This is a genomic window from Rathayibacter sp. VKM Ac-2857 (assembly GCF_013205025.1).
Classification (GTDB): domain Bacteria; phylum Actinomycetota; class Actinomycetes; order Actinomycetales; family Microbacteriaceae; genus Rathayibacter.
This window is the reverse complement of the sequence record NZ_JABMLE010000002.1, coordinates 1,108,558-1,131,569: the sequence shown is the minus strand read 5'-3', so window position 1 is coordinate 1,131,569 and position 23,012 is coordinate 1,108,558. Positions and strand designations below refer to the sequence as shown.

Genomic DNA, 23,012 nt, shown 5'->3' with positions numbered 1-23,012 from the left:
GCTGCTGACCAGCGAAGGGGCCCGCTGCGCGGGCTGCTGACCAGCGAAGGGGCCCGCTGCGCGGGCTGCTGACCAGCGAAGGGGCCCGCTGCGCGGGCTGCTGACCAGCAAAGGGGCGGGCTGCTCGAAGGGCGGAGGAGGGCGGGTCTCTCCGCGGTGCTCGGCGGAAGCATGCTGGTCGAGTAGCCCCGGAGGGGCGTATCGAGACCCAACCCCGTCAGCGGGTGGGTCTGCAGACCGGGCTTCTGGTGATGGTGGGTCTCGATACGCCCGCTTCGCGGGCTACTCGACCAGCAAATGGGGCCCGCGGGGCGGGCTACTCGACCAGCAAAGGGGGCCCGCGGGGCGGGCTACTCGACCAGCAAAGAAGGGGGCTCGCGCAGCTTGCTGCTCGACCAGTGGGGGCTCAGGCGGGGGCGCGGCGGGTGACGAAGGTGAAGTCGAGGAGGGGGAGGCGGTCGCGGTCGACGACGGCGGTCAGGAAGCGGTCGCCGATCTGGGCGCCGACGCCGACGACGTGCGGGTCGGTGTCGATCCGGATGCCGGGGACCGGGCGGCCGTCGAGGAGGAGCGGGACGTCGTGCTCGATGCCGAGGTCCGTCGCGGGGCCGAGGTGACCGTCGGGGTCGCTGCCACGGGCGCGCTCGGCGCGGGCGCGGCTGCTCCGGATGCGGTCCACGTGCTCGATCAGCGCGAACTCGATGCTCTGCCACGGCGAGTGCTCCTCCGCGACGCTCGTCCGCACCGCGTCCCAGAGGCGGGGGTACGGCATCCGGGCGGCGATCTCCGCCATCCACTCGGGCACGGGCCGCGTCGGCGAGGCACCGAGAGAGGGCTCCGGCTCGCCGTCGAGCTCCTCGAGATTCGCGGGGTCGTCGTGGTCGGCCGGATTGTGCCAGAAGGTGTAGCCGATCGAGGCCTCGTCGAAGAGGATCACCCCGCCCGAATCGCGCGCCGAGGCCGAGGACAGCCACTCCTCCAGGGACGGCTGGGGTGTGAGGGTGAAGAGCGGACCATGGAAGAACTGCGTCACGACGTCCAGGGTCGGCGGCTCGGGGAGCTCCTCGGGGGACAGGTACTCGTCGGCGTGCATCTGTCCAGCCTCACGCGACGGCGGCACGCGGGGCGACGCCGTTCGGCGAACCGGCGCGAGGCGACGCCTCGGGGCTCTCAGGCGGGTCCCGCGTCCGCCGATGCCGGGCCGACTCCCGCGGCTCGCGCCCGCACCTTGATCGCCTCGATCACCTCGGTCTTGGCGTCCGAGTAGGCGTTCATGTCGGCCCAGCTCCGCTCCATCAGGGAGCGCTTGGTCGCCTCGTACAGCTCCCGGTCGGCGGGGTCTCGGCGGAGGTGGTCGCGGAGCAGGAGGTACTCGTCGATCGCCGGGTCACCGCGGCCGTAGAGGTGCACGTGCACGTCGCGCTCCGGGGTGCGGACGAGGCGGTGGCCGGGCTCGCGGACGCGCAGCCGGTAACCGGCCGCGAGCAGCGGGGCGAGGTAGTCCTCCTCCGCGGTGATGTCGGGGACGGCCACCACGATGTCGACGATCGGCTTCGCCGCCAGGCCGGGCACCGCGGTGGAGCCGATGTGCTCGATCGCGACGTCGACCGACGCGAGGGCCGCCGCGATCCGCCGCTCGTGCTCGCGGAACGACTCCGCCCAGCGGTCGTCGTGCTCGTGCAGCCCGACGGAGAGCCGCTCCGCCCCGCCGACGATCTCGACGGTCGTGACGTCCGGCCGGGAGTGCTCGCTGCTGTGCATGTCGGAATCCTCGCAGTGATGCGCGGCCCGTGATCGCGGCGGGCGAACGCGTGCGGCAAGGGCTTGCAGGCGGCCGATCGGAGGGATTGTCTGGACGGAGGAAAGAGAGGTGTCACCATGACGCAGACCTTCCCCGCGTGGTTGCGGGACCAGGAGAAGAGGGACGACGAGGTCGGCGAGCTCGCCCAGACCTACGCCGCCCGCGGCGACCTGCCGGAGCACGGCGGACGCGCCATCTACGACGGCTACTTCGCCAGCGAGCCCGCCTCGGCGCAGGCCGGCCTCGAGCGGGCGTGGATGGAGTTCGAGGCGCACCCCGAGCCGTCCGCCACCTCGGACGAGCCGGAGGGACTGCGATGAGCGACCAGACCCCGAGCCCCGTCGAGGACCCGGACGACCAGGCCGACAAGCCCTCGCAGGCCGAGGGCGAGGATCCGCGCGACACCCCGGTCGAGGTGCTGCCCGCCGAGGGCAAGCCGTCGAAGGCCGAGGGCTGAGTTCGCAGAGCGAGGCGGAGGGGCGTTCCCGGTGACGGGGCGCCCCTCCGTCGCGTCTGCAGGTGGGCGGATCTCGATACGCCCTCTGCGAGGGCTACTCGATCAGCATGACCGCGAGACACCGTCTGCGCGGGCTACTCGATCAGCATGACCGCGAGACGCCGTCTGCGCGGGCTACTCGATCAGCATGACCGCGAGACGCCCTCTGCGCGGGCTACTCGATCAGCATGACCGCGAGACGCCCTCTGCGAGGGCTACTCATCAGCATGACGGCGAGACGCCCTCGGCGCGGCGTCTTCGATCAGCACGACGGTTCATTCCGCAGAAGTTGCGGTAGTCGGGTGCGACTACCGCAACTTTTGAGGAATGGGGTGGGGGGGGCGACGACAGCCGGGTCAGCGGCTGACGGCGGACATCAACTCGTGGGCTTCGGTGCTCTCGGGGTACTGGGCGAGCACGCGCTCGAGGTCGCGGCGGGCGGGGGCGCGGCGGCCGTCGGCGAGGTGGGTGCTGGCCCGCTCGTAGAGGGCCTCGATCCGGAGCTCGACGGGGCGGGCGGTCGTGACGTTCGGGCGCACCACGCGGTCGAAGGCCTCGAGGGCGCTCTCGATCAGGCCGAGCTCGCGCAGGGCGACGCCCCGGCGGATGAGGACCGCGGCGGACGGGGCGTCGACGTTGATCACCGGGGCCGAGAACTGCGCCAGGTCGCCCCACCGCCGCCGGGCGGAGTAGAGCGAGGCGAGGGTCGAGGCGGCCAGCGTCGAGGGCGGCAGCGACTCGACGGCCGCCGTCGCGCCGGCCGGGTCGTCCGCGGCGGCGAGCTCGGCGAAGAGCAGGCGCAGCGCGGTCGTGTCCAGCGGGACGTCGATGTCGAGGCCGGCGCTGAGCGGCAGGCGGGCGGTCAGGACGATCCCGTAGCGGCGGAGGAACGGGTCGGCGGACGGGTCGTAGCGCGTCCGCACCAGCCAGCCCGCCAGGCGGAGGGCGCGGTCGTCCTCGCGGCGCGACAGCGCGTCGCGGACCAGCTCGACGACCGCGGCCAGCCGGGAGCCGTCGGGGGAGGCGGCGGTCGCCTCGTGCAGCTCGGCCGCGGGGGCGCCCGCGCGGATCAGCCGGATCAGTGGCGCCTCCCACGGCTGCGCCAGCGGCGAGGGCCGCACGAGACCGGGACCGCTCGGCATCGACAGGCCGGCCGAGATCCGTGAGCGATCGCGCGAGCGGCTGAGCGTGGGCCCGAGAACCGGATGGAGGCGCGCGCCCGCGAGGACCCGCCATTCCCCCGCGGTTCGGAAACCGATCCCCACTGCTGTCCCTCTCGCACCCGGGACGAGCGTCGACGTCCCCCTCGTCCCCAGTTTACGGGGTTCTCCGGCCTCGTTCCCCCCGAACGGGGCCCGCGCCCCTGTCGGGGATCGGGGGAGTGCCGACCCTGCGGAGCAGACGGGTCCGCCGCATCTCGCGGGTCCCGCGCACGACGGACGGCCGCCTCGCGAGGGGCGGCCGTCCGAGGGGTCCGATCAGCGGGTCGCGGTCAGCCGGGAGCCGTCCGCGGCGCTGCGCTCGACGGCGTCGAGCACCTGCTGCACCTGCAGCGCGTCGGCGAACGATGGCGTGGGTTGGACGCCCTCCGCGATCGCGGTGACGAGGTCGACGACCTGGTGGCTGAAGACGTGCTCGTAGCCGAGGCCGTGCCCGGTCGGCCACCAGGCGGCGGCGTAGGGGTGCACGGGCTCCGTCACCTGGATGGTGCGGAAGCCCTGCGCGTCCTCGGGGTCGCGGGCGTCGTAGTACTCCAGCTCGTTCAGCCGCTCGAAGTCGAAGGCGATCGAGCCCGTCTCGCCGTTGATCTCGATCCGGTTGGCGTTCTTCCGGCCGGTGGCGACGCGGGTCGACTCGAAGACGCCGACGGCGCCTCCGCTGAGCGTCGCGGTGAACAGGGCGGCGTCGTCGACGGTGACCGGGCCGCGCTCGGCGCCCTCCTCGGCGCGACCGCCGAGGCCCGCCTGCGCGGAGAGGACCGGGCGCTCGGTGACGAAGGTGCGCAGCATCGCCGAGACGCCGTCGATCGTCTGGCCGGTGAGCCACTGCGCGGTGTCGATGCTGTGCGCGCCGATGTCGCCGAGGGCGCCGGAGCCGGCCTTCTCCTTGTCGAGCCGCCAGGTCAGCGGTCCCTCGGAGTCGCTCAGCCAGTCCTGCAGGTACTGCGCGCGGACGTGCCGGATCTCGCCGAGCCGGCCCTCCTCGATGAAGCGCTTGGCGAGGGCGAGCGCCGGGGTGCGGCGGTAGCTGAAGCCGCACATCGCGAAGCCGGTCGCCGCGGCGGCCGCCTCGGTCATCGTCCGCGCCTCGGGGACGGAGCGCGCGAGCGGCTTCTCGCAGAGCACGTGCTTCCCGGCCTCGAGGGCGGCGATCGCGATCTCGGCGTGCTGGTCACCCGGGGTGCAGATGTCGATCAGGTCGATATCGTCGCGGGCGATCACCGCGCGCCAGTCGATCGACGACTCGGCCGCGCCGAAGTTCTCGGCGGCGGCCCGCGCGCGGCCCTCGTCGCGGCCGACGACGACGGCGAGCTCGGGCTGCAGCGGCAGGTCGAAGAAGCGCGGCGCGGTCCGCCAGGCCTGGGCGTGGGCGCGGCCCATGAAGGCGTGGCCGATCATCGCCACGCGGAGGGGTGCTGTCATCGGGGTCTCCTCGGAAAGGGCGCGCCGGCCGCGACCGGGGATCGGTCGCGACCGGCGCGGGGTCGGTCGGGTCGGGCGGCGGGGTCAGGCGCGGACGGGGTCGCCGACCGGTTCGCCGGCGGCCGTCCGCAGCGGGAGCAGCTCGGGGCGCTCCACCGTGGATTCGATCTCGACGACCGCCTTCTCGGCGCTCGAGCGCAGGATCGCGTCCATGATCTCGAGGACGTGCAGCCCGAGGCGGCCCGAGGCGCGGTGCGGCCGGTCCTCCTCGATCGCCTCGGCGATGTCGGCGAGGCCGACGCCGCGCCCGGTGTCGACGACGCCGGCGGAGTCGGGGACGACCCGCCAGTCCTCGTCGCGGACGGCGACCTCGACGGGGTCCGAGAACATGTTCGGGTCGGGGACGGCGATGGTGCCCTCGGTCCCGAAGATCTCGAACTTGGGCGCGCGGGTGCGCCAGACCTCGAAGCTGACCATCACGGTCGAGGTGACGCCGTTCTCGTGCTCGAGCAGCGCGCTGATGTGCGTGTCGATCGAGACGGGGATCGGCGTGCCGGCGCGCGGGCCGGACTCGATGGTGCGCGGGCGGTCCGAGCGGGTCGCCAGCCCGGTGACCCGGACGACGGGGCCGAAGAAGTGCACCAGCGCGGTCAGGTAGTACGGGCCCATGTCGAGCAGAGGGCCGCCGCCGGGCTGGTAGTAGAACTCCGGCGCCGGGTGCCAGCGCTCGTGGCCGGGCGCCGCCCAGTGCACCTGCGCGGCGATCGGCGTGCCGATCACTCCGGAGTCGAGCGTCTGCCGCGCGGTCTGCACGCCGGTGCCGAGCACGGTGTCGGGGGCGCTGCCGAAGCGCAGCCCCAGCTCCTCGGCCAGGTCGAGCATCGGCGCGGCCTCGGCCGGGTTCAGGCCGAGCGGCTTCTCCGCGAAGACGTGCTTGCCGGCCTTCAGCGCGCGCGTGCCGATCTCGACGTGCGCGGCGGGGATGGTCAGGTTGAGCACGGCGTCGACCTCGGGGTCGGCGATCAGCTCGTCGACCGAGAGCGCGCGGACGCCGTGCTCGTCGGCGACCTCCCGCGCGCGCGCGGTGTTCAGGTCGGCGACCGCGACGAGGCGGAGGCCGGGGAAGGTCGGGAGATTGGCGAGGTACTGCTCGCTGATCTTGCCGACTCCGATGATGCCGACTCTCAGCGGGAGGCCCACAGCAGTCCCCTTTCGATGATGGTGCGGACGTTGGCGTCCTGGAGGATCTCGACGCGGTGGCCCGGGGTCGAGACGAAGATGCGGCCCTCGCCCCACTGGCGGGTCCAGACGGCGGGGGAGGTGATCGGGCGGTGCCACGGGTCCCACTCGCGGACGGCCTGCGTGGTGGTCGCGAGCACGTCGTTGTAGTCGTCGTGCAGCACCCAGTACTGCTCGGTGGTGAGCTCGAAGTCGCTGATGCCCTGCGTGATCGGGTGCTCGGCCGCGAGGGGCGTCATCTCGATCGTGTGCGGGACGTAGTTGTCCGACTGCTCGCCGGTGCGCTCGTCCGGGTGCTTGCCCGGGTGCGAGACGAACTGGCCGCCGATCAGCTGCAGGTAGTCGGAGTTGTTCCGGTACGAGTCGGCGATGCCGCCGTGCCAGCCGGCCAGGCCGGTGCCGCGCTCGACGGCCGCGCGCAGGCCGAGGAACTCGGGCCACTCGATCGAGGTCATGGTGTTGGACTGCACGATCAGGTCGACGGTGCGGAGGTAGTCCTCGTCGGCGTAGACGGCGGTCGACTCCTCGACGCGCACCTCGAAGCCGTTCTCGGCGAGGAAGGGGAGGAACAGCTCGGTCGCCTCGACGGGCTGGTGGCCGTCCCAGCCGCCGCGGACGACGAGCGCCCTCTTGGCGGGAGTGGTCGGGGGGAGGTCGGTCATCGGTGTCCTCGGGGTGCTCGGCGGATCGCTCCGCGGTTCGTCGTCGAACGGTACTTGCGCAACTCGTGTCGTTGCCGCCGCCCGCGTCCGACCAGTCTGCACCCCGGGTGAGTCGCGGGCAAGGCGTGATCCGGGCTCCCGTGGTGTTCGTTCTGCGGCTGGGTTTCGCAACTCGTTCTGCTCTACAGTGGGGGCATGGACGACACCGGTGCCGCTCCCCGCCCGACGATGGCCCGCATCGCGGAGCGCGCGGCGACGAGCGTGCCGACGGTCTCGAAGGTGCTCAGCGGCGGCACCGACGTGTCGGAGGCGACGCGACTGCGGGTGATGGAGGCCGCGCACGAGCTCGGCTACCGGCGCCGGCCGCGGCTGCGTCCGCCGGCGGAGGACCCGCACGTCGCGCACATCGTCGACGTGGTCGTCGGCCACCTCGACGGCAGCTGGATCGGTCCGGTCCTCGGCGGGATCGAGGAGGAGGCCGCGGCGGCCGGCGTCGACCTGGTGCTCACCCGCGCGCGGCCCGACGGGGAGTGGGTCAACCGCCTCCTGCGCCGCTCCTCCCTCGGCGCGATCGTCGTCCTCGTGAACGTGACGGCGGCGCAGCTGCACCTGCTCACCACGGCCGAGCTGCCCGTGGTGATCGTGGATCCGATCACCCGCCCGCCCGCCGACGTGGCGAGCATCGGTGCGACCAACTGGGACGGCGGCCGGATGGCGGCGGAGCACCTGCTCGGCCACGGCCACACCCGCATCGGCGTGATCGCCGGCGCCCGGGGCCAGCTCTACAGCAGCGCACGGCTCGACGGCTTCGGCACGGCGCTGCGCGACGCGGGGGTGCCGCTGCCCCGGGAGCGCGTGGTCTACGGCGGCTGGAACCGCGACCGCTCGCGGGTCGTCGCCTCCGCGATGCTCGCGGACGCGCTGATCCGGCCCACGGCGCTCTTCGCGCTCTCGGACACCATGGCGCTCGGCGTCTACGACGCGGCCGACCAGGCGGGCCTGCGCATCCCGGACGACCTCAGCGTGATCGGCTTCGACGACGTGCAGGAGTCGGCCTGGGCGACGCCGCCGCTGACCACGATCCAGCAGCCGATCGCCCAGATGGGCGCCGCCGCCTTCCGGATGCTGCACCAGGCGCACCGCGCGGCCCGGCCGCTGTCCTCGAGCGCGACGCGGCTGGAGCTGGAGACCCGCCTGATCGAGCGCGCGTCGGTGGCCGCGCCGCGCTGACGGCGGTCCGCCGGGTGGGCTGCGTACTGCTCCTCTGAGGAGTGGAACCGCGCCGTTCTCCGCACCGCCCGTCGAGGCGAGTAGATTATGTGTCTGGAGACATGATCGGGGAGATGCGTCGATGACGGAGAGTTCCACCGCCGTGCGCTCCGCTCGCGCCAGCCGCGGCTTCACGCAGCAGCAGCTGGCGGACCTGACCGATGTCGATCAGGCCCGGATCTCGCGCATCGAGAACGGCCGAGACGCGGACTTCAGCACGGTGCAGCGCGTCCTGGCAGGCGCGGGGCACCGGCTCTACGCGCTGCCCCTCCAGCGGGACGATGCCGCGGCCGCTGCTGTCGAGATCCGCGGACGGCTGCGGGTGGAGGATCGGGATCGCGCCCTGCGGGCACTCCTGCAGCTCAACGACAACCTCGTCGCTGAGCACGGACTCCTCCGAGGTGTGCTGGGCTTGGCGGAGCCCGAGCCGACGCGGAACCGGGCGTGGGACGCGGCGATCGCCGCGCTCGTGGCGTGGCGCCTGGGCGAGGAGGGGCTGCCTCTTCCGGCCTGGGTGGCCCGGCCCGAGCGCTACCTCCCTGTCGCCGTCGTCCTCGAGATCGACCCCGCGGATCCGGCGCCGCCCGAATCGGAGGTGCCCGAGGAGTTCCTGCGGCGCGGCGTGCACGTCTGGCGAGACACCTTCGCGAGCGTGTGACCGTGGCCGTCTCGCTCGACCGCGACGACATCATCGCGGGCCGACCCGGATTCTCGAGGCGGGGCTGCCGGACAAGCCGCCCTCGCCCGGGCCGATTCTTCTCTGAGTGCCGGGAGCGCGCCGAGTCGCCCGAGAAGGCGCGTTCTCGCGGTGGAGAACGAGCCTTCTCGGGCGACTCGGTGCGGGCGGCCCCATGCTGATCGAGTAGCCCGCGGAGCGGGCGTATCGAGATCCACCTGCGCCGGACAATGGGTCTGCAGGCTGGATGCTCGGAGGGCGGTGGGTCTCGATACGCCCCTGCGGGGCTACTCGACCAGCATGAAGGGGGCGACTCCGTGCGGGGCGGGGGCTAGAGGGCGCCCTGGGTGGCGGTGCCGGCGGGGATCGGGGAGAGGCGGGTGACGACGGGGGGCGCGGCGACGAGGCCCTTGATGGCGGCGTTCAGGCGGACGACGGGGTCGCCGGCGCCGTGGGCGTCGAGGGCCTCGGCGCTGGTCCACTTCTCGAGCATGACGATGGTGCCGTCGGGGGAGTCGTGGATCGCGTAGAGCTCGCAGCCCTCCTCGCCGTGGACCTCGGCGATGGCGGGCGTGAGGGCGGCGACGAGGGCGTCATGCTTGCCCTCGGCGGGGGTGAAGATCGCGGTGACGACGACGGGGTCGGACATGGCAGTGCCTTTCGTGGAGGGGTTATGGGACGGAGTCAGCGCTGCGCCGGGGCGGCGCAGCTGGAGCGGATGACGAGGTCGGCCTGGACCTCGATGTGCTGGGGGGTGTCGGGGATCCGGCCCTGCATCCGGGCCAGCACCAGGTCGACGCTGTGCCGGGCGAGCATGTCGATCGGCTGGCGGACGACGCTGAGCGGCGGGGTGACGAGCTCGCTCCACGGGTTGTCGTCGAAGACGACCACGGAGAGCGCCTCGGGGATCGCGACGCCGAGCTGGAACAGGCGGTGCACGGCGCTGCGCACCTGCGCCGTGTTGGCGACGATCAGGGCGGTCGGCGGCTCCGGCAGCGCGAGCAGCGCGGCGACGGCCTCGCCGCCGATGTCGCCGCGGAACGGGACCTCGCGGATCAGCGTGCCGTCGATCGGCAGCCCGGCGGCGGTGAGGGCGGCGCGGTAGCCGGCGACGCGCGCCTGGCCGGTCGAGGTGCGCAGCGGCCCCGAGACGATCGCGATCCGGCGGTGGCCGAGCGTGAGCAGGTGGTCGGTCGCCCGGGCGGCGGAGGCGGAGTTGCCGATGCTGACCACGTCGACGTCGTCGAGTCCGGGAGTGGTGCGGTCGACGAAGACGACGTCGATCCCCGCTCGCCGCAGCCGCGACCACTTCTCGAGGTTCTCGCCGGACGGGGTCGCGATCACTCCGCCGACCGAGCGGTCGAGCAGGCTGGTGAGCGACTCGCCCTCGACGTGCGAGTCCTCCTGCGTCGTCATCAGGAGCACCTGGGCGCCGCGGGCGCGCGCCTCCCAGACGACGCTGTCGGCCAGGCGGGCGAAGAACGGGTTCGTCAGGTCGGGCAGCACCAGGCCGATGGACAGGGTCTGGCCGTGGCTCAATTCGCGGGCCGCGGCGCGCGGGCGGAAGCCGAGCTGCTCGATCGCCTCGACCACGCGGCGTCGGGTGTCGACGGCGACCGGGCCGGTCCCGTCGTTGAGCACGCGCGACACCACGGACACCGAGACGCCCGCACTGCGCGCGACGTCGCGGATCGTGGGTGCTTTCTGCACGGTTCCTCCCCGGGTGTCGGGCAATCGTATCGGCGCGCGGTCGGCCCGCCGCGCCTGCTGTTGACACACTCTAATCGTTGCTGGTACAAAACTGGTACCGGTTCCACTGGGAGCCGGCGAGCAGCACTTCCCCACGAAGACTGCGCACGACGACGACGTCCTCCGCCCCCGAGGCGGCCCTCTGCGTCCGTGCGCCCCCGGACCAGAGAGGCCACCGTGAACCTGTACAAACTCCTCGGCGATCGCGAACGAGAGGGCCGCCCCATCCGCATCGGGCTGATCGGTGCCGGGCGCTACGGCACCATGTACCTCTCGCAGGCGCGCAACATCCCCGGCGTCCACGTGGTCGCCATCGCCGACGTCAACGTCGCCCGGGCCCGAGGGGCCTTCGAGCTGGTCGACTGGCCGGCCGAGGCGATGGCCGCGGACATCCCCGAGGCGCTCGCGAACCGGACGACCACGATCGTCGACAACGCCGCCGTCCTCTTCGAGCACGACATCGACGTCATCGTCGAGGCGACCGGCAACCCGATCGTCGGCGTGCACCACGCGCTGCGGGCGATCGAGACCGGCAAGCACATCATCATGGTCACCGTCGAGGCCGACGCCCTGGCCGGCCCCGCCCTCGCCAAGCGCGCGGAGGCGGCGGGCATCGTCTACTCGATGGCCTACGGCGACCAGCCCGCCCTGATCATGGAGCTCGTCGACTGGGCCCGCACCAGCGGCTTCGACGTCGTCTGCGCCGGCAAGGGCGCCAAGTACCTCGAGCACTACCACCAGATGAACCCCGACAACGTCTGGGAGAACTGGGAGTTCAGCAAGGAGCTGACCGACTCCGGACAGCTCAACCCGTACATGCACACCTCGTTCCGCGACGGCACGAAGGCCGCGATCGAGATGGCCGCCGTCGCCAACGCGGCGGGCCTGGTGCCCTCCGACTCCGGCCTCACCTTCACGCCGGGCGACGTCGAGGAGATCGCGACGATCAGCCGGCCGAGCTCGATCGGCGGCGCCCTCGACCACGAGGGGACGGTCGACGTGATGTCGAGCGTCCAGCGCGACGGCTCCCTCATCCCGCACAACACGCAGGAGGGCGTCTACGTCGTCGTCAAGGCGACCAACCCCTACGTGTCCACCTGCTTCGACGAATACCCGTGGCACCCGGACCCGACGAAGCAGTACGCGGCGCTCTACCGGCCGTACCACTACGTCGGTCTCGAGCTGAACGTGTCGATCGCCAACGCTGCGCTGCGCGGCATCTCGACCGGGCACCCCGAGGGCTTCTACGGCGACGTCGTCGCGACCGCGAAGAAGGACCTGAAGGCCGGCGAGTTCCTCGACGGCGAGGGCGGCTTCACCGTCTACGGCAAGCTCGTCTCCGCGAAGCACTCCGTCGCCATCGGAGCGCTCCCCGTCGCCCTGGCCCACCACGTCGAGCTCCGCCACGACGTCGCGCAGGGCGCGACCGTCGGCTGGGACGACGTGATCATCGACGAGTCGCTCGCCGAGGCGCTCGAGCTGCGCCGCGAGACCGAGGCGCTGCTCGCCTCCTGACCCCCTCGGGCCGGGCGCGTCCGCCCGGCCCGCCTCCGCACCACCCTCGCGATCAGCGATTCCGCACGACCCCGCCCCACCTTCCGATGACGAAAGGCCCCCTCCCATGTCCTTCCCCACCCGCGCCACCGGCGCCGCCCTCGCCGGGCTCGCCTCACTGACGCTCCTCGTCGGCTGCTCGGCCTCGCCCGACGGCGACGGCGGAGGTGCCGCCGCCGGCGGCTCCGGCGCCGACATCGTGTCGCTCGTCGACTCCTCCGCGCAGACCCCGGTCGACGAGGTCACCTCCTCGCTCGGCGACCCGGCCGTGCCCGACGGCGCCAAGCTCTGCTACATCACCCGCACCCTCTCGAACGAGTTCTGGGGCTACGAGCGCGACGGCTTCGAGAACCGCGCGAAGGAGCTCGGCGTCGACTACCAGACCTTCGACGTCACGGACGAGTCCTCGATCACCGAGCAGCTCGACAAGGCCAAGAGCGCGATGAACCAGGGCTGCACCGCGATCCTCGCCTCGCCCATCTCGGCGACCGGCCTCGACTCGGTCTTCGAGTCCGCCCTCGCCGACGGCATCCCGGCCGTCGTGCTGAACGACGCGAAGAGCGACGTCCCCGGCGTCGTCTACGTCGGCCCCGACGCGACCACCATCGGCGCCACGGCCGCCGACTACATCGCCGACCTGCTGCCGGACGGCGGCCAGGTCGCGATGATCGAGGGCGACCCCGGCTCCTCCAACGCGATCAACCGCGGCGACGGCTTCACGGCCGCGCTCGCGAAGCACGAGAACCTCGAGCTCGTCGCCTCGCAGACCGCCTCGTGGGACCAGACCAAGGCGCAGGAGATCGCGACCACGATGCTCACGGCGAACCCCGACATCAAGGCGTTCTACTCCCAGAACGACGGCATGGCACTCGGCGTGCAGGCCGCCATCGACGCGAAGGGCCTCACCGGGAAGGTGATCCTCGTCGGCACCGACGGCATCCCGCAGGCCAAGAAGCAGATCCTGGCCGGCGACTACACCGCCACCGTCAGCGAGCTGCCGACGACCGAGGGTGCGACCGGCGTGGACGCCGCGCTCTGGCTCCTCGCAGGCAAGGAGGTGCCGGCCTGGATCGACGTGCCCGCCTTCATCATCGACAGCGAGAACGTCGCCGACTACGAGACCGGGATGCCGTGACCCGCGGCTGACCACCGCGCTCCGCCGGAGACCCCTCCGGCGGGGCGCACTCCCGGCAAGGCCCCTCTCGATCAGGAAAGAAGACGGAACATGGCCGAGCATCTGCTCGAGGTCCGCGGCATCGCGAAGTCGTTCCCCGGCGTCCGCGCCCTGGACGGCGTGAGCTTCACCCTCGAACGCGGTGAGATCCGCACGCTCGCGGGCGAGAACGGCGCGGGGAAGAGCACCCTGCTCAACATCCTCGGCGGCGCCCTCCGCCCCGATCGCGGCTCGATCACCATCGACGGCGTGCGGCGGATGGAGTACACCTCGCGCCAGGCCCTCGCGGAGGGGGTGCGGATCGCGCACCAGGAGCCGGCCATCGTGCCCCAGCTCACGGTGACGCAGAACCTGCTGCTCGGGCGCACGCGCGCGCAGCGCGCCTCCGCCCAGGACGACATCGACCAGGCCCTCCAGGACGTCCACCGGATGGGCTTCCCGATGGACGGGCGGACGCCCGTCGGCCGGCTGAGCCCGGCGCAGCGGCACGCGCTCACCATCGCGCGGGCCTTCGCCTTCGGCGCCAAGATCGTCGCCCTGGACGAGCCGACGACGAGCATGCTCGAGCACAACGTCGAGGGCGTGCTGACCCGGGTGCGCGAGATCGCGCACGGGCGGGGCGTCGGCGTGATCTACGTCTCGCACAAGATGCCGGAGGTGATGAGCGTCTCGGACACGGTCGTCGTCCTCCGCGACGGGCGGCCCGCCTACGACGCGCCGATCGCCGAGACGTCCTCCGAGGACATCGTCCGGCGGATGGTCGGGCGCGAGCTGCTCTCGTTCGAGCGGCGGCACCCGGTCGCCGCGGACGCCGAGGTGCACTTCGAGGCCTCCGGCGTCACGCACCCGAGCGGCGTCGGGCCGGAGTCGATCCAGGTGCGGCGCGGCGAGGTCGTCGGCATCGCGGGCCTGGTCGGCTCGGGGCGCACCGAGTTCCTCCGCGCGCTGATCCGCGCCGACGAGGGCAGCGAGGGCACGGTCCGGCTCGCCGGCCGCACGCTCAAGGTGCGCTCGCCGCGCGACAGCCGCGACGCGGGGATCGCCTTCATCCCGGAGGACCGCAAGCACCAGGGACTCGTGCTGCAGACCCCGGCCTACGCGAACGTCGCCCTCACCTCCGATCGGCAGCTCAACGGCTTCGGTCCGTTCATCAGCACGAAGCGGCAGATCGCGACGGCGGAGGAGATGGGCCGGCGGATGTCGCTGCGCCCGGCCGACGTCCGGCTGAACGCGCGCCAGTTCTCCGGCGGGAACCAGCAGAAGATCGTGATCGCGAAGTGGATCTGGCTCGGCGCGAGCGTCTTCCTCTTCGACGAGCCGACCAAGGGCGTCGACGTCGGCGGCAAGGTCGAGATCTACGAGCTCATCGACCAGCTCGCCTCCGAGGGGCACGCGGTGATCGTCGTCTCGAGCGACCTGCCCGAGATCATCTCCCTCAGCGACCGGGTCCTCGTCATGAGGGCGGGCCGCTTCGTCTCCGAGCACATCGGCGACGACATCACCGAGCACAGCATCGTCACCAACGCCATGGGCGTCGCGAAAGGAATCTCATGACCTCCCCCGAGACCGGGGGCGTCGCCACGCCGCCCCGCCGCTCCTTCAACCTCCAGGCCTTCGGCATCTACCTCGCCGCGGTCGTCCTCTTCGTCGTCCTCGGCGTCCTGAACCCCAACTTCCTCACCCTCGGCAACCTCCGCGACGTCGCGGTGTCGGCGAGCGTGAACGCGATCATCGGCATCGGGCTGACCTTCGTCATCATCACCGGTGGCATCGACCTCGCGGTCGGCGCGATGGCGAGCTTCGTCGGCATCGTCAGTGCGTCGCTGCTGGTCAACGGCGGGGTGCCGCCGCTGCTCGGGCTGGCCGCGGGCATCGTCCTCGGCCTCGTCTGCGGCGGGATCAACGGGCTGCTGGTCACCAAGCTGAACCTGCCGCCGTTCATCGCGACGCTCGGCACGATGAGCGTCTTCCAGGGCGGCGCGTACGTCGCCACCAACGGCAAGCCGGTCTACGACGTGCCGAAGGAGTTCATCCTGCTGCTCAACAGCTACGTCGGCGGCGTGCCCGTCGTCGTGCTGATCGTGGCGGTCGTCGGCATCGCGGCCTGGCTGCTGCTGCGCAAGACCGTCTTCGGCCAGAACGTGATCGCGGTGGGCGGCAGCGAGGAGACCGCCTGGCTCTCGGGTGTGCGGGTGCACCGGGTGAAGATCGCGGTGTACTGCATCTCCGGCGGTCTCTCGGCGCTGGCCGGCCTGGTGATCGTCGCCCGGATCAACGCGGCGCAGCCGGACGCGGGCAGCCCGTACCAGCTGACCGCGATCGCGGCCGCGGTCATCGGCGGCGCGAACCTGATGGGCGGCGAGGGCCGCATCGCGGGCACCCTGGTCGGCGCGCTGATCCTCGGCGCTCTCACCAACGGCCTGGTGCTGCTGAACGTGCCGAGCTTCTACGAGCAGATCGTGACCGGACTCGTCGTCCTCATCGCGGTCACGCTCGACCAGGGCAGCAAGGGCTGGCCGATGCTCTCGCGGGGAAGAAAGAAGCAGCGCGAGGACGTCGCCGCCCCGCCCACCGAGTCGACGCCGTCGGTGCGCGCATGACGGCGAGGTGGAGCGCGACGGCGCGGCTGACCACGCTCGACGGGGCCCGCGTCCTGGTGACGGGCGGCTGCGGCCTGATCGGCCGGCCCACGGTCGCGGCGCTGCAGGCGGAGGGGGCGGTGGTCACCGTCCTGGACCGGGTCGCGTCGGACGCGGACGTCCGCTCGATCGTCGGCGACGTGACCGATCCGGCCGTGCTGGCGGAGGCGGTGGCCGAGCAGGACGCGGTGGTGCACCTGGGCGGCTACGCCGGGCTGGGCATGGCGGACGCGGTCGAGACCTACCGGGTGAACGCGGTGGGCAGCTTCGCGGTGTTCGCCGCCGCCGCCGCGGCCGGGGTCGCGAAGGTCGTCTACGCCTCGAGCATCAACGCGAACGGCTACCCGCTCGGCGCCGAGCAGGTGCTGCCGCCGGTCTTCCCCTACTCCGAGGATGCGGAGCCGCGGATCTCGGACGAGTACTCGCTGTCCAAGCTCGCGACCGAGGACGCGGCGCGGATGGCGCACGCGACCTGGGGGCTGAGCCTCACCGGGCTGCGCTACCCGCTGGTCCGCGACATCACCGTGGAGAGCGGCCGCGTGTTCGGCGCGCACCTGCGGGCGGTGCTGGCGGCCGACCCGCGACGGCAGGCGGCGGAGGGCTGGAGCTATCTCGACGCCGCGGACTCGGCGCGGGCCGTGCTCGCGGCGCTGCTGCACGAGACGCCGCCGGCGCCGGGGATCCTGGTGGCCGCTCCGCTCACCTATCTGCGAGGGAGCACCGCGGACGTGCTCGACGCGATCGCCCCGGACGTCCCGCGCGGGCGGCTCGAGGGGCGCGCGGTCGGGCTCGACCTGACCCGCTCCCGCGAGCTGCTCGGCTTCGAGGCGCGGGTGCTGCTCGACGACGTCGCGCCGCAGGAGCTCGCCGACGTGGCGCCCGCGGGGTCCGGCGCGTGAGTCTCTCGCTGCTCGGCCTCGGGCCGATGGGCGCGCCGATGGCGCGGAACCTGCTCGCGGGCGGGGCGCTCACGGTGTGGAACCGGACGGCGTCGCGGGCCGCGCCGTTCGCGGAGCTCGGCGCCGTGGTCGCGCCGACCCCTGCGGCGGCGGCCGGCGACGTCGTGCTGACCGTGCTGCCCGATCTGGTGCAGGTCGAGTCGCTGCTCGAGGGCGAGGACGGCCTGCTCGCGGGCTGGCGCGCGGCGGGGATCGCCGCTCCGGTGCTCGTCGTGCACGGCACCGTCTCGCCGATCGCGGTCGCGGGGCTCGCCCGCCGCCTCGCCGCGGAGCACGGTGTGCAGGTGGTCGACGCCCCGCTCAGCGGCGGAACGGTCGGCGCCCGCGACGCGACGCTCAGCATCATGGTCGGCGGCGCCGACGAGCCGGTGGCCCGCGTGCTCCCCGTCTTCGAGCGGCTCGGGCGCACGGTCCGCCACCTCGGGCCGAGCGGAGCGGGTGCCACCGCCAAGCTCTGCAACCAGATCGTCGTCGCCGGCACGGTCGCCGTGGTGTCGGAGGCCCTGCTGCTCGCCCGGAGCTCCGGTCTCGACCCGGCCACTGTCGTCGAGCTCCTGCAGGGCGGGCTGGCGCGCACCGAGGTCCTGGAGCAGAAGAGCCGCAAGTGGCTCGACGAGGACTTCGCCGAGGGCGGCAGCGCGCGCAACCAGCTCAAGGACCTGCGCTTCATCGCCGAGTCCGCCGCCGCGGAGGGCGTCGTGCTGCCGGCCACCGCCGCGGTGACCGCGCTGTTCGAGAGGATGATCGCCGAGGGCGACGGCGACCTCGACCACACCGGCGTGCACCGCACGCTCGCCGGGCTCGCTCACCGACCGGAGGAGCCGCATGCCTGATCTCGTCGTCATCGACGCGCACCACCACCTCACCGACCTGCGCCGCTCGTACCCGTGGCTGGAGGGACCCGCCGAGCCGTTCCGCTACCACGGCGACGACCGCCCGCTCCGCCGCTCCTACCGCGTCGACGACTACCGTGCGGACGCCCGCGACGTGACGCTGCTCGCCTCCGTGCACGTCGAGAACGGAGCCGCCGACGCGCTCGCCGAGACCGCGTGGATCGACGCGCTCGCCCGGGAGAGCACGGTGCCGACCGTGCACGTCGCGCACGTGTCGCTGCTCGATCCGGAGGCGCCGCGGCTGCTCGAGGAGCACGCCGCGTTCGCGGTCACCCGCGGTGTCCGCGACATCCTGAACTGGCATCCGGACCCGGTCTTCAGCCACCGGGACCGGGGCGACGTCCTCGGCGATCCGGTCTGGCGGGCGAACTTCGGCCGGCTGCAGGGGGTGGGGCTCTCGTTCGATCTGCAGGTGTTCCCCTCGCAGCTCGCGGAGGCGGCGGCGCTCGCCGCGGACTTCCCGGGGACGGCGATCGTGCTCGATCACCTGGGCATGCCGATCGGGCGCGATCCGGAGTCGGTCGCCGAGTGGCGCGCGGGCCTGGCGGCGGTCGCCGCGCAGGAGAACACCGTCGTCAAGATCTCGGCGCTCGGGACCAACGACCACTCCTGGACTCGGGAGTCGATCGCGCCGTTCGTCCTCGAGACTCTGGAGGTCTTCGGTCCGGACCGGTCGATGTTCGGCAGCAACTTCCCCGTGGACGGGCTCTACAGCTCCTTCACCGAGCTGTACTCGGCGTTCGACGCGCTGACGGCGCAGCTCTCGCCGCCTGAGCGGCTCGCGGTGTTCGCGGGGACGGCGGACCGGTTCTACCGGATGGGGGTGGCGCTGCCGCGAGCGGAGTGACGCGACGGCGTCCGCGGTGACGCCGCGTCCGCGCTCGGCTCTCGACCGGTCGGCGGCGCGGGCCTACAGTGGCTGCGACGGTGCTCTGGCAGGACTCCGGACCGGCCGTCCTCGAGCGGAGGGAAGCCATGTCCTCGACCGACGCCCCCGGATCGGTCCCCGTCTCCGGCACTCCGGAGCCGAGCGCCGCGAGCCTGCGCACCTTCGGCTGGATCCTCGTCAACACCGCCGTCGCGAACGTGACGACGAGCTTCCTCTGGTTCGCGCTGACCTTCTGGGTGTACCTCGAGACGCGCTCGGTGCTCGCCACCGGGATCATCGGCGGCGCGTACATGCTGCTCGTCGCGGTCTTCGCGATGGCGTTCGGGACGATCGTGGACCGGCACCGGAAGCACCGGGTGATGCTGTTCGCCGGGGCGGTGACGCTGGCGTCGTTCGGCGTCGCAGGCGGCCTCTACCTCGCGCTGCCGGAGGCGACGCTGCTGGACTTCGGCGGGCCCTGGTTCTGGGTCTTCTCCGGCACGGTCCTGTTCGGCGCGGTCATCGAGAACATGCGGAACATCGCGCTGTCGACGACGGTGACGCTGATGGTCCCGGTGGAGCGCCACGCGAACGCGAACGGCCTGGTCGGCACGGTGCAGGGGCTCGCGTTCGTGGTGACGAGCGTGTTCAGCGGGCTGTCGATCGGCCTGCTCGGCATGGGCTGGACGCTGCTGATCGCGATCGGGGTCTCCGCTGCGGCGCTCGTGCACCTGCTGTTCCTGCGGATCGCCGAGGCCGTGCCCGCGGCGGCCGGCTCGCGGGCCCCGCTGATCGATCTGCGGGGGAGCATCACGGCGGTGCGCGCGGCGACCGGCCTGTTCGCGCTGATCGTCTTCTCGACCTTCAACAATCTGATCGGCGGCGTGTACCTGGCGCTGATGGATCCCTACGGGCTCGAGCTGTTCCCGGTGGAGCTCTGGGGCGTCGTGCTCGGCGTGACCGCGACGGGCTTCATCATCGGCGGGCTGCTAGTGGCGAGGCTCGGGCTCGGCCGGAACCCGATCCGGACGATGCTGCTGCTCGTGATGGTGATGGGCGTGATCGGGGCGGTCTTCACCCTCCGCGACTGGTGGTGGCTCTACGCCGGCGGCATCTGGGTCTACATGACGCTGATCCCGGCGGTGGAGGCGGCGGAGCAGACGGTCGTGCAGAAGGTGGTCCCGTTCGAGACGCAGGGGCGGGTCTTCGGCTTCGCCGCCGCGCTGGAATCGGCGGCGGCGCCGATCACCGCGTTCCTCATCGCGCCGATCGCCGAGTTCGCGCTGATCCCGTACATGGAGTCGGCGGACGGGCGGGCGGCCTACGGCTGGCTGCTCGGCGACGGGGTCGGGCGGGGGATCGCGCTCGTCTTCCTGATCGGCGGGGTGATCATGGTGGTCGCGGCCGGCGCCGCGATGCTCACCCGCTCGTACCGCACGATCTCGGCGCAGTACCTGCGCGCGGAGCCGCCGGCGGCCGGCGCCCTTCCAGAACCGTCGTCGGACGACCTCGAGCCCGCGCCGGGAGAGGGCCGGGTCGAACAGCAGCGCTGACGACCGGCGTCGACGCCGCTCCGCCGGAGAAGCGCGATCTCGATACGCGCCCTGGGGGCGCTACTCGATCAGCATGCTGCGGCCCGCGGGCTGCCGTGGGGTGGGGCGGGCCATCCATGCTGGTCGAGTAGCGGCGCAGCCGCGTATCGAGACCCCACGTCTCCAGGCGGGTGGATCTCGATACGCCCTCTGCGAGGGCTACTCGATCAGCATGGCTCTGCCGGCCCGGCATCGCAGGGCGGCGTCCCCTTCATGCTTGTCGAGGAGCGGCGCAGCCGCGTATCGAGACCCGCCGCCCCGGCGCCGCTACAGTGACCGGCATGACCCCCTCGCGCGTCCTCGCTCCGGACCCTCCCGCCGACGGCTCGAAGCCCAAGGGCCCGGCGTCGTACTTCCCCAGCATCGAGACCACCTACGGCCGCCCCGTTCAGGAGTGGCTCGACCTGGTGGACGAGCGGCTCGACACCGAGACCCACATGCAGGTCGTCGCCTGGCTGAAGGCCGAGCACGGCCTCGGACACGGGCACGCGAACGCCCTCGTCGCGTACGTCAAGGCGGCCCGCGCCTAGCCGCGACCTCGCCGCTGCTCGCCCTGGAGCGCGGAGCATCAGCCACGCGACGCCTTCGACTCCCCGCGGCGATCAACAGCGCTCCCGGCTGGTGCTCTGACGGCGAGGCGTCCTCGAACGGTCGAGGCGTCCTGCCGTAGCGGGCTGCCTCGACGGTTCGGGGACGCCTCGCGGGCCGATCAGCGGCGGGCGCGGCCGAACTCGAGGAGCTTCGCGAAGAGGTCCTCGAGGAGCCAGCGGGTGTCGAAGGACTCGCAGACCCGGATGGGGTGCGGGCCGACGCCGGGCTGCAGGTCGCCGGCGGGGGTGAAGCGCGGGGCGGGGACGGCGCGCCAGCGGCCGCCGGCGGGGTTCATCACGGCGCCGATCGCGGGGCTGTCGCCGAGGGAGCGGAAGTCGAGCGGGCCGTAGGGGATCGTCGCGTTGAAGGCGATCAGCTGGTCGACGAGGTAGTCGCCGAGCGGGCTCGTGCCGCCCAGCCGCGTGCGCAGCTCGGCGTGGCCGACGCCGACCATCGTGTAGACGGGCATCGGGATCTGCCAGACGGCGACTCCGGAGGCGAGCACGACGTTCGCGGCGGCGACGTCGTTGATGAGGTTGAACTCCGGGTGGTACGCGGCGATGCCCTCGTAGGGCGGGCCGCCCACCCAGACCACGACGACGTCGCGGTCGGCGATCGACGGCTCGGCGAGCAGGGCCGCGGCGACGTCGGTCAGCGGGCCGAGCACGGCGATCCAGAGCCGGCCCTCGCCGCGCAGCGCCTCCTCGGCGATCACCCGCGAGCCGTCCGACGCCACGGACTCCGCGGAACCGCCGCCGTCCAGCGCCGCCGGTGCCCCGTCCACGACCCGCACGTCGACCCCGGCGAGCGCCACCACGCGATCGATCTCCGCCCGCGACTCCCGCATGCTGCCGGGCCGGCCGAAGTGCGCCGCCACCAGCGCTCGGACATCGAGCGTCGGGGTCAGCAGCGCCTGCACGATCGCGAACTGGTCGTCCGCCTCGTTCGCGGCGTCGGTGCTGACGATCAGCCGGTGCGGCGGCGGCGTCACGCCGACTCCCGCTGCACGAGCGTCGTCGCGAGGATCGGCTGCCGGTCGACCTCGCGGCCGGCCACCACGGCGACCACGGTCTCGGCGGCGACCCGCCCCATGTCCTCCAGCGGCTGGCGGATCGTGGTCAGCGTCGGACTCGACGTGGTCGCGATCACCACGTCGTCGAAGCCGACCACCGAGATGTCGTCGGGGACGCGCCGGCCCGAGGCCTGGAGCACGCGGATCGCGCCGTTGGCCATCAGGTCGGAGGAGGCGAAGACGCCGTCGAGCTCGGGGTGGCGCTGCAGCAGCCGAGCCATCGCCGCCGAGCCGCTCTCGAGGGTGAACTCGCCGTGCACGATCGGGCCGTGGTCGAGGCCGAGCTCGGCCAGCTCGTCGCGCCAGCCGCGGATGCGGTCGCGGGCGGGCTCCATGTCGTGCGGGCCCGCGATGATCCCGAGCCGTCGCCGGCCGGAGTCCGCCAGCGCGCGGGCAGCGAGCCGGCCGCCACCGTAGTTGTCGGAGTCGATCACGATCGCGTCCTCGGCCAGGGCCACCCGCGGCCGGCCGACCCAGGCGATCGGCACGGGGGAGTCGGCGAGCGCCTGTGCCAGGTGGGTGATCTCGTGCTGCAGGATCACGATCGCTCCGTCGACCGCGCGCGAGCGGAGGAACTTGGGGATGCGGTCGCCGTCGTCGTGGTCGGCGGGCAGCAGCACCGGCTGCACCTCGGCGGCGTAGAGGCCCTTCGCGGCGCCCTTGAGCACCGAGGTGAAGAACGTGCCGGTGAGGCTGTCGAGCTCATTGAAGGCGACGATCAGCGCGATCGCCCCGGAGCGGCCACCGCGCAGCATCCGCGCGGCGCTGTTCGCCTCGTAGCCGAGCTGCTTGGCGGCGTGCTCGACGGCGGCCGACATGCGGACGTCGACGTTCGTGCCGCCCGCGAGGACCCGGGCGGCGGTGGCGCGGGACACGCCCGCGGCCAGGGCGACGTCCACGAGCGTGGGTCGGGTCATGGCTGCATCCTTCTGAACGAGGAGGGGAGCGGGCCGGGGCGCCGGGTGCTCGATCTCCAGAGTCCCACGGGGACGCCTCCCCCTGGGCCGAAGCGGTCCGATTTGCGAAAGTTCTTCTGAATACTAGGGGAGATCGATATCTCACGCTGCGATAACGACTCGAAGATCGCGCTTGCACGAGTGTGGAAGGCGAGCTACCTTGGCGTCCAAGAGATCGTT

General features: G+C 72.6%; 23 protein-coding genes. 13 read left to right on the top strand and 10 right to left on the bottom strand.

Annotation, left to right across the window (positions count from 1 at the left end; genetic code table 11):
• Window positions 1-406 precede the first annotated feature (406 nt).
• On the bottom strand, window positions 407-1,093 hold the full coding sequence (locus HQQ86_RS12360; RefSeq protein ID WP_173288425.1) for a hypothetical protein: 687 nt from the start codon (window positions 1,091-1,093) through the stop codon (window positions 407-409).
• Window positions 1,094-1,170: 77 nt separating this feature from the next.
• Complete coding sequence (locus HQQ86_RS12355; RefSeq protein WP_173288423.1) at window positions 1,171-1,761, bottom strand: GrpB family protein; 591 nt, start codon at window positions 1,759-1,761, stop codon at window positions 1,171-1,173.
• 117 nt (window positions 1,762-1,878) lie between these two features.
• Between HQQ86_RS12355 and HQQ86_RS12350 the strand changes: the two genes are divergently transcribed.
• Window positions 1,879-2,121: a hypothetical protein gene (locus tag HQQ86_RS12350; protein WP_173288421.1), complete on the top strand. Its 243-nt coding sequence runs from the start codon at window positions 1,879-1,881 to the stop codon at window positions 2,119-2,121.
• A complete protein-coding gene (locus HQQ86_RS12345; protein ID WP_159421935.1) occupies window positions 2,118-2,258 on the top strand; it encodes a hypothetical protein in 141 nt (46 codons plus the stop codon). The genes HQQ86_RS12350 and HQQ86_RS12345 overlap by 4 nt, the downstream gene beginning before the upstream one ends.
• Before the next feature lie 395 nt (window positions 2,259-2,653).
• Here the strand turns inward: HQQ86_RS12345 and HQQ86_RS12340 are convergent, their stop codons facing one another.
• From HQQ86_RS12340 to HQQ86_RS12325, 4 genes are all read right to left on the bottom strand, one after another.
• On the bottom strand, window positions 2,654-3,439 hold the full coding sequence (locus tag HQQ86_RS12340; RefSeq protein ID WP_173288419.1) for a tetratricopeptide repeat protein: 786 nt from the start codon (window positions 3,437-3,439) through the stop codon (window positions 2,654-2,656).
• A 336-nt stretch (window positions 3,440-3,775) separates the two neighbouring features.
• Window positions 3,776-4,939 carry a Gfo/Idh/MocA family protein gene (locus tag HQQ86_RS12335; protein WP_173288417.1) on the bottom strand — a complete coding sequence of 388 codons (1,164 nt, stop codon included), beginning with the start codon at window positions 4,937-4,939 and terminating at the stop codon, window positions 3,776-3,778.
• A gap of 84 nt (window positions 4,940-5,023) precedes the next feature.
• A complete protein-coding gene (locus HQQ86_RS12330) occupies window positions 5,024-6,139 on the bottom strand; it encodes a Gfo/Idh/MocA family protein (protein ID WP_173288415.1) in 1,116 nt (371 codons plus the stop codon).
• Window positions 6,124-6,840 (bottom strand): ThuA domain-containing protein, encoded by a 717-nt coding sequence (locus tag HQQ86_RS12325; RefSeq protein ID WP_173288412.1) that lies wholly within the window; start codon window positions 6,838-6,840, stop codon window positions 6,124-6,126. The genes HQQ86_RS12330 and HQQ86_RS12325 overlap by 16 nt, the downstream gene beginning before the upstream one ends.
• Before the next feature lie 195 nt (window positions 6,841-7,035).
• Here HQQ86_RS12325 and HQQ86_RS12320 point away from each other — a divergent pair, with 195 nt between their 5' ends.
• Window positions 7,036-8,070, top strand: a complete 1,035-nt coding sequence (locus tag HQQ86_RS12320) for a LacI family DNA-binding transcriptional regulator (RefSeq protein ID WP_216845342.1) — start codon at window positions 7,036-7,038, stop codon at window positions 8,068-8,070.
• Window positions 8,071-8,191: 121 nt separating this feature from the next.
• Window positions 8,192-8,767 carry a helix-turn-helix transcriptional regulator gene (locus tag HQQ86_RS12315; RefSeq protein ID WP_173288410.1) on the top strand — a complete coding sequence of 192 codons (576 nt, stop codon included), beginning with the start codon at window positions 8,192-8,194 and terminating at the stop codon, window positions 8,765-8,767.
• Window positions 8,768-9,116: 349 nt separating this feature from the next.
• On the opposite strand, the gene HQQ86_RS12310 is transcribed toward HQQ86_RS12315, so the two are convergent.
• Window positions 9,117-9,434: a putative quinol monooxygenase gene (locus HQQ86_RS12310; protein WP_173288408.1), complete on the bottom strand. Its 318-nt coding sequence runs from the start codon at window positions 9,432-9,434 to the stop codon at window positions 9,117-9,119.
• A gap of 35 nt (window positions 9,435-9,469) precedes the next feature.
• Window positions 9,470-10,495: a LacI family DNA-binding transcriptional regulator gene (locus tag HQQ86_RS12305; RefSeq protein WP_173288406.1), complete on the bottom strand. Its 1,026-nt coding sequence runs from the start codon at window positions 10,493-10,495 to the stop codon at window positions 9,470-9,472.
• 216 nt (window positions 10,496-10,711) lie between these two features.
• On the opposite strand from HQQ86_RS12305, the gene HQQ86_RS12300 reads away from it, so the two are divergent.
• The 9 genes from HQQ86_RS12300 to HQQ86_RS12260 all read left to right on the top strand — a co-directional run bounded on the left by HQQ86_RS12300 (window position 10,712) and on the right by HQQ86_RS12260 (window position 20,743).
• On the top strand, window positions 10,712-12,049 hold the full coding sequence (locus HQQ86_RS12300) for a Gfo/Idh/MocA family oxidoreductase (RefSeq protein WP_173288404.1): 1,338 nt from the start codon (window positions 10,712-10,714) through the stop codon (window positions 12,047-12,049).
• 106 nt (window positions 12,050-12,155) lie between these two features.
• Window positions 12,156-13,223 (top strand): substrate-binding domain-containing protein, encoded by a 1,068-nt coding sequence (locus HQQ86_RS12295; protein ID WP_123446900.1) that lies wholly within the window; start codon window positions 12,156-12,158, stop codon window positions 13,221-13,223.
• Window positions 13,224-13,313: 90 nt separating this feature from the next.
• Window positions 13,314-14,816, top strand: a complete 1,503-nt coding sequence (locus tag HQQ86_RS12290; RefSeq protein ID WP_173288402.1) for a sugar ABC transporter ATP-binding protein — start codon at window positions 13,314-13,316, stop codon at window positions 14,814-14,816.
• Window positions 14,813-15,862, top strand: a complete 1,050-nt coding sequence (locus HQQ86_RS12285; protein WP_123446898.1) for an ABC transporter permease — start codon at window positions 14,813-14,815, stop codon at window positions 15,860-15,862. Before HQQ86_RS12290 ends, HQQ86_RS12285 begins: the two co-directional genes overlap by 4 nt.
• Window positions 15,859-16,800 (top strand): NAD(P)-dependent oxidoreductase, encoded by a 942-nt coding sequence (locus HQQ86_RS12280; protein WP_173288400.1) that lies wholly within the window; start codon window positions 15,859-15,861, stop codon window positions 16,798-16,800. The genes HQQ86_RS12285 and HQQ86_RS12280 overlap by 4 nt, the downstream gene beginning before the upstream one ends.
• Window positions 16,797-17,693, top strand: coding sequence for an NAD(P)-dependent oxidoreductase (locus tag HQQ86_RS12275; protein WP_367948634.1), 897 nt, complete (start codon window positions 16,797-16,799; stop codon window positions 17,691-17,693). The genes HQQ86_RS12280 and HQQ86_RS12275 overlap by 4 nt, the downstream gene beginning before the upstream one ends.
• Window positions 17,686-18,600 (top strand): amidohydrolase, encoded by a 915-nt coding sequence (locus HQQ86_RS12270; RefSeq protein WP_173288398.1) that lies wholly within the window; start codon window positions 17,686-17,688, stop codon window positions 18,598-18,600. Before HQQ86_RS12275 ends, HQQ86_RS12270 begins: the two co-directional genes overlap by 8 nt.
• A 128-nt stretch (window positions 18,601-18,728) precedes the next feature.
• Window positions 18,729-20,174: an MFS transporter gene (locus HQQ86_RS12265; protein ID WP_173288396.1), complete on the top strand. Its 1,446-nt coding sequence runs from the start codon at window positions 18,729-18,731 to the stop codon at window positions 20,172-20,174.
• A gap of 320 nt (window positions 20,175-20,494) precedes the next feature.
• Window positions 20,495-20,743: a DUF4287 domain-containing protein gene (locus tag HQQ86_RS12260; RefSeq protein ID WP_173288394.1), complete on the top strand. Its 249-nt coding sequence runs from the start codon at window positions 20,495-20,497 to the stop codon at window positions 20,741-20,743.
• Window positions 20,744-20,922: 179 nt separating this feature from the next.
• On the opposite strand, the gene HQQ86_RS12255 is transcribed toward HQQ86_RS12260, so the two are convergent.
• Window positions 20,923-21,795, bottom strand: coding sequence for a nucleoside hydrolase (locus tag HQQ86_RS12255; protein ID WP_173288392.1), 873 nt, complete (start codon window positions 21,793-21,795; stop codon window positions 20,923-20,925).
• Window positions 21,792-22,793, bottom strand: a complete 1,002-nt coding sequence (locus HQQ86_RS12250; protein WP_173288390.1) for a LacI family DNA-binding transcriptional regulator — start codon at window positions 22,791-22,793, stop codon at window positions 21,792-21,794. Before HQQ86_RS12250 ends, HQQ86_RS12255 begins: the two co-directional genes overlap by 4 nt.
• Between the last annotated feature and the right edge of the window lie 219 nt (window positions 22,794-23,012).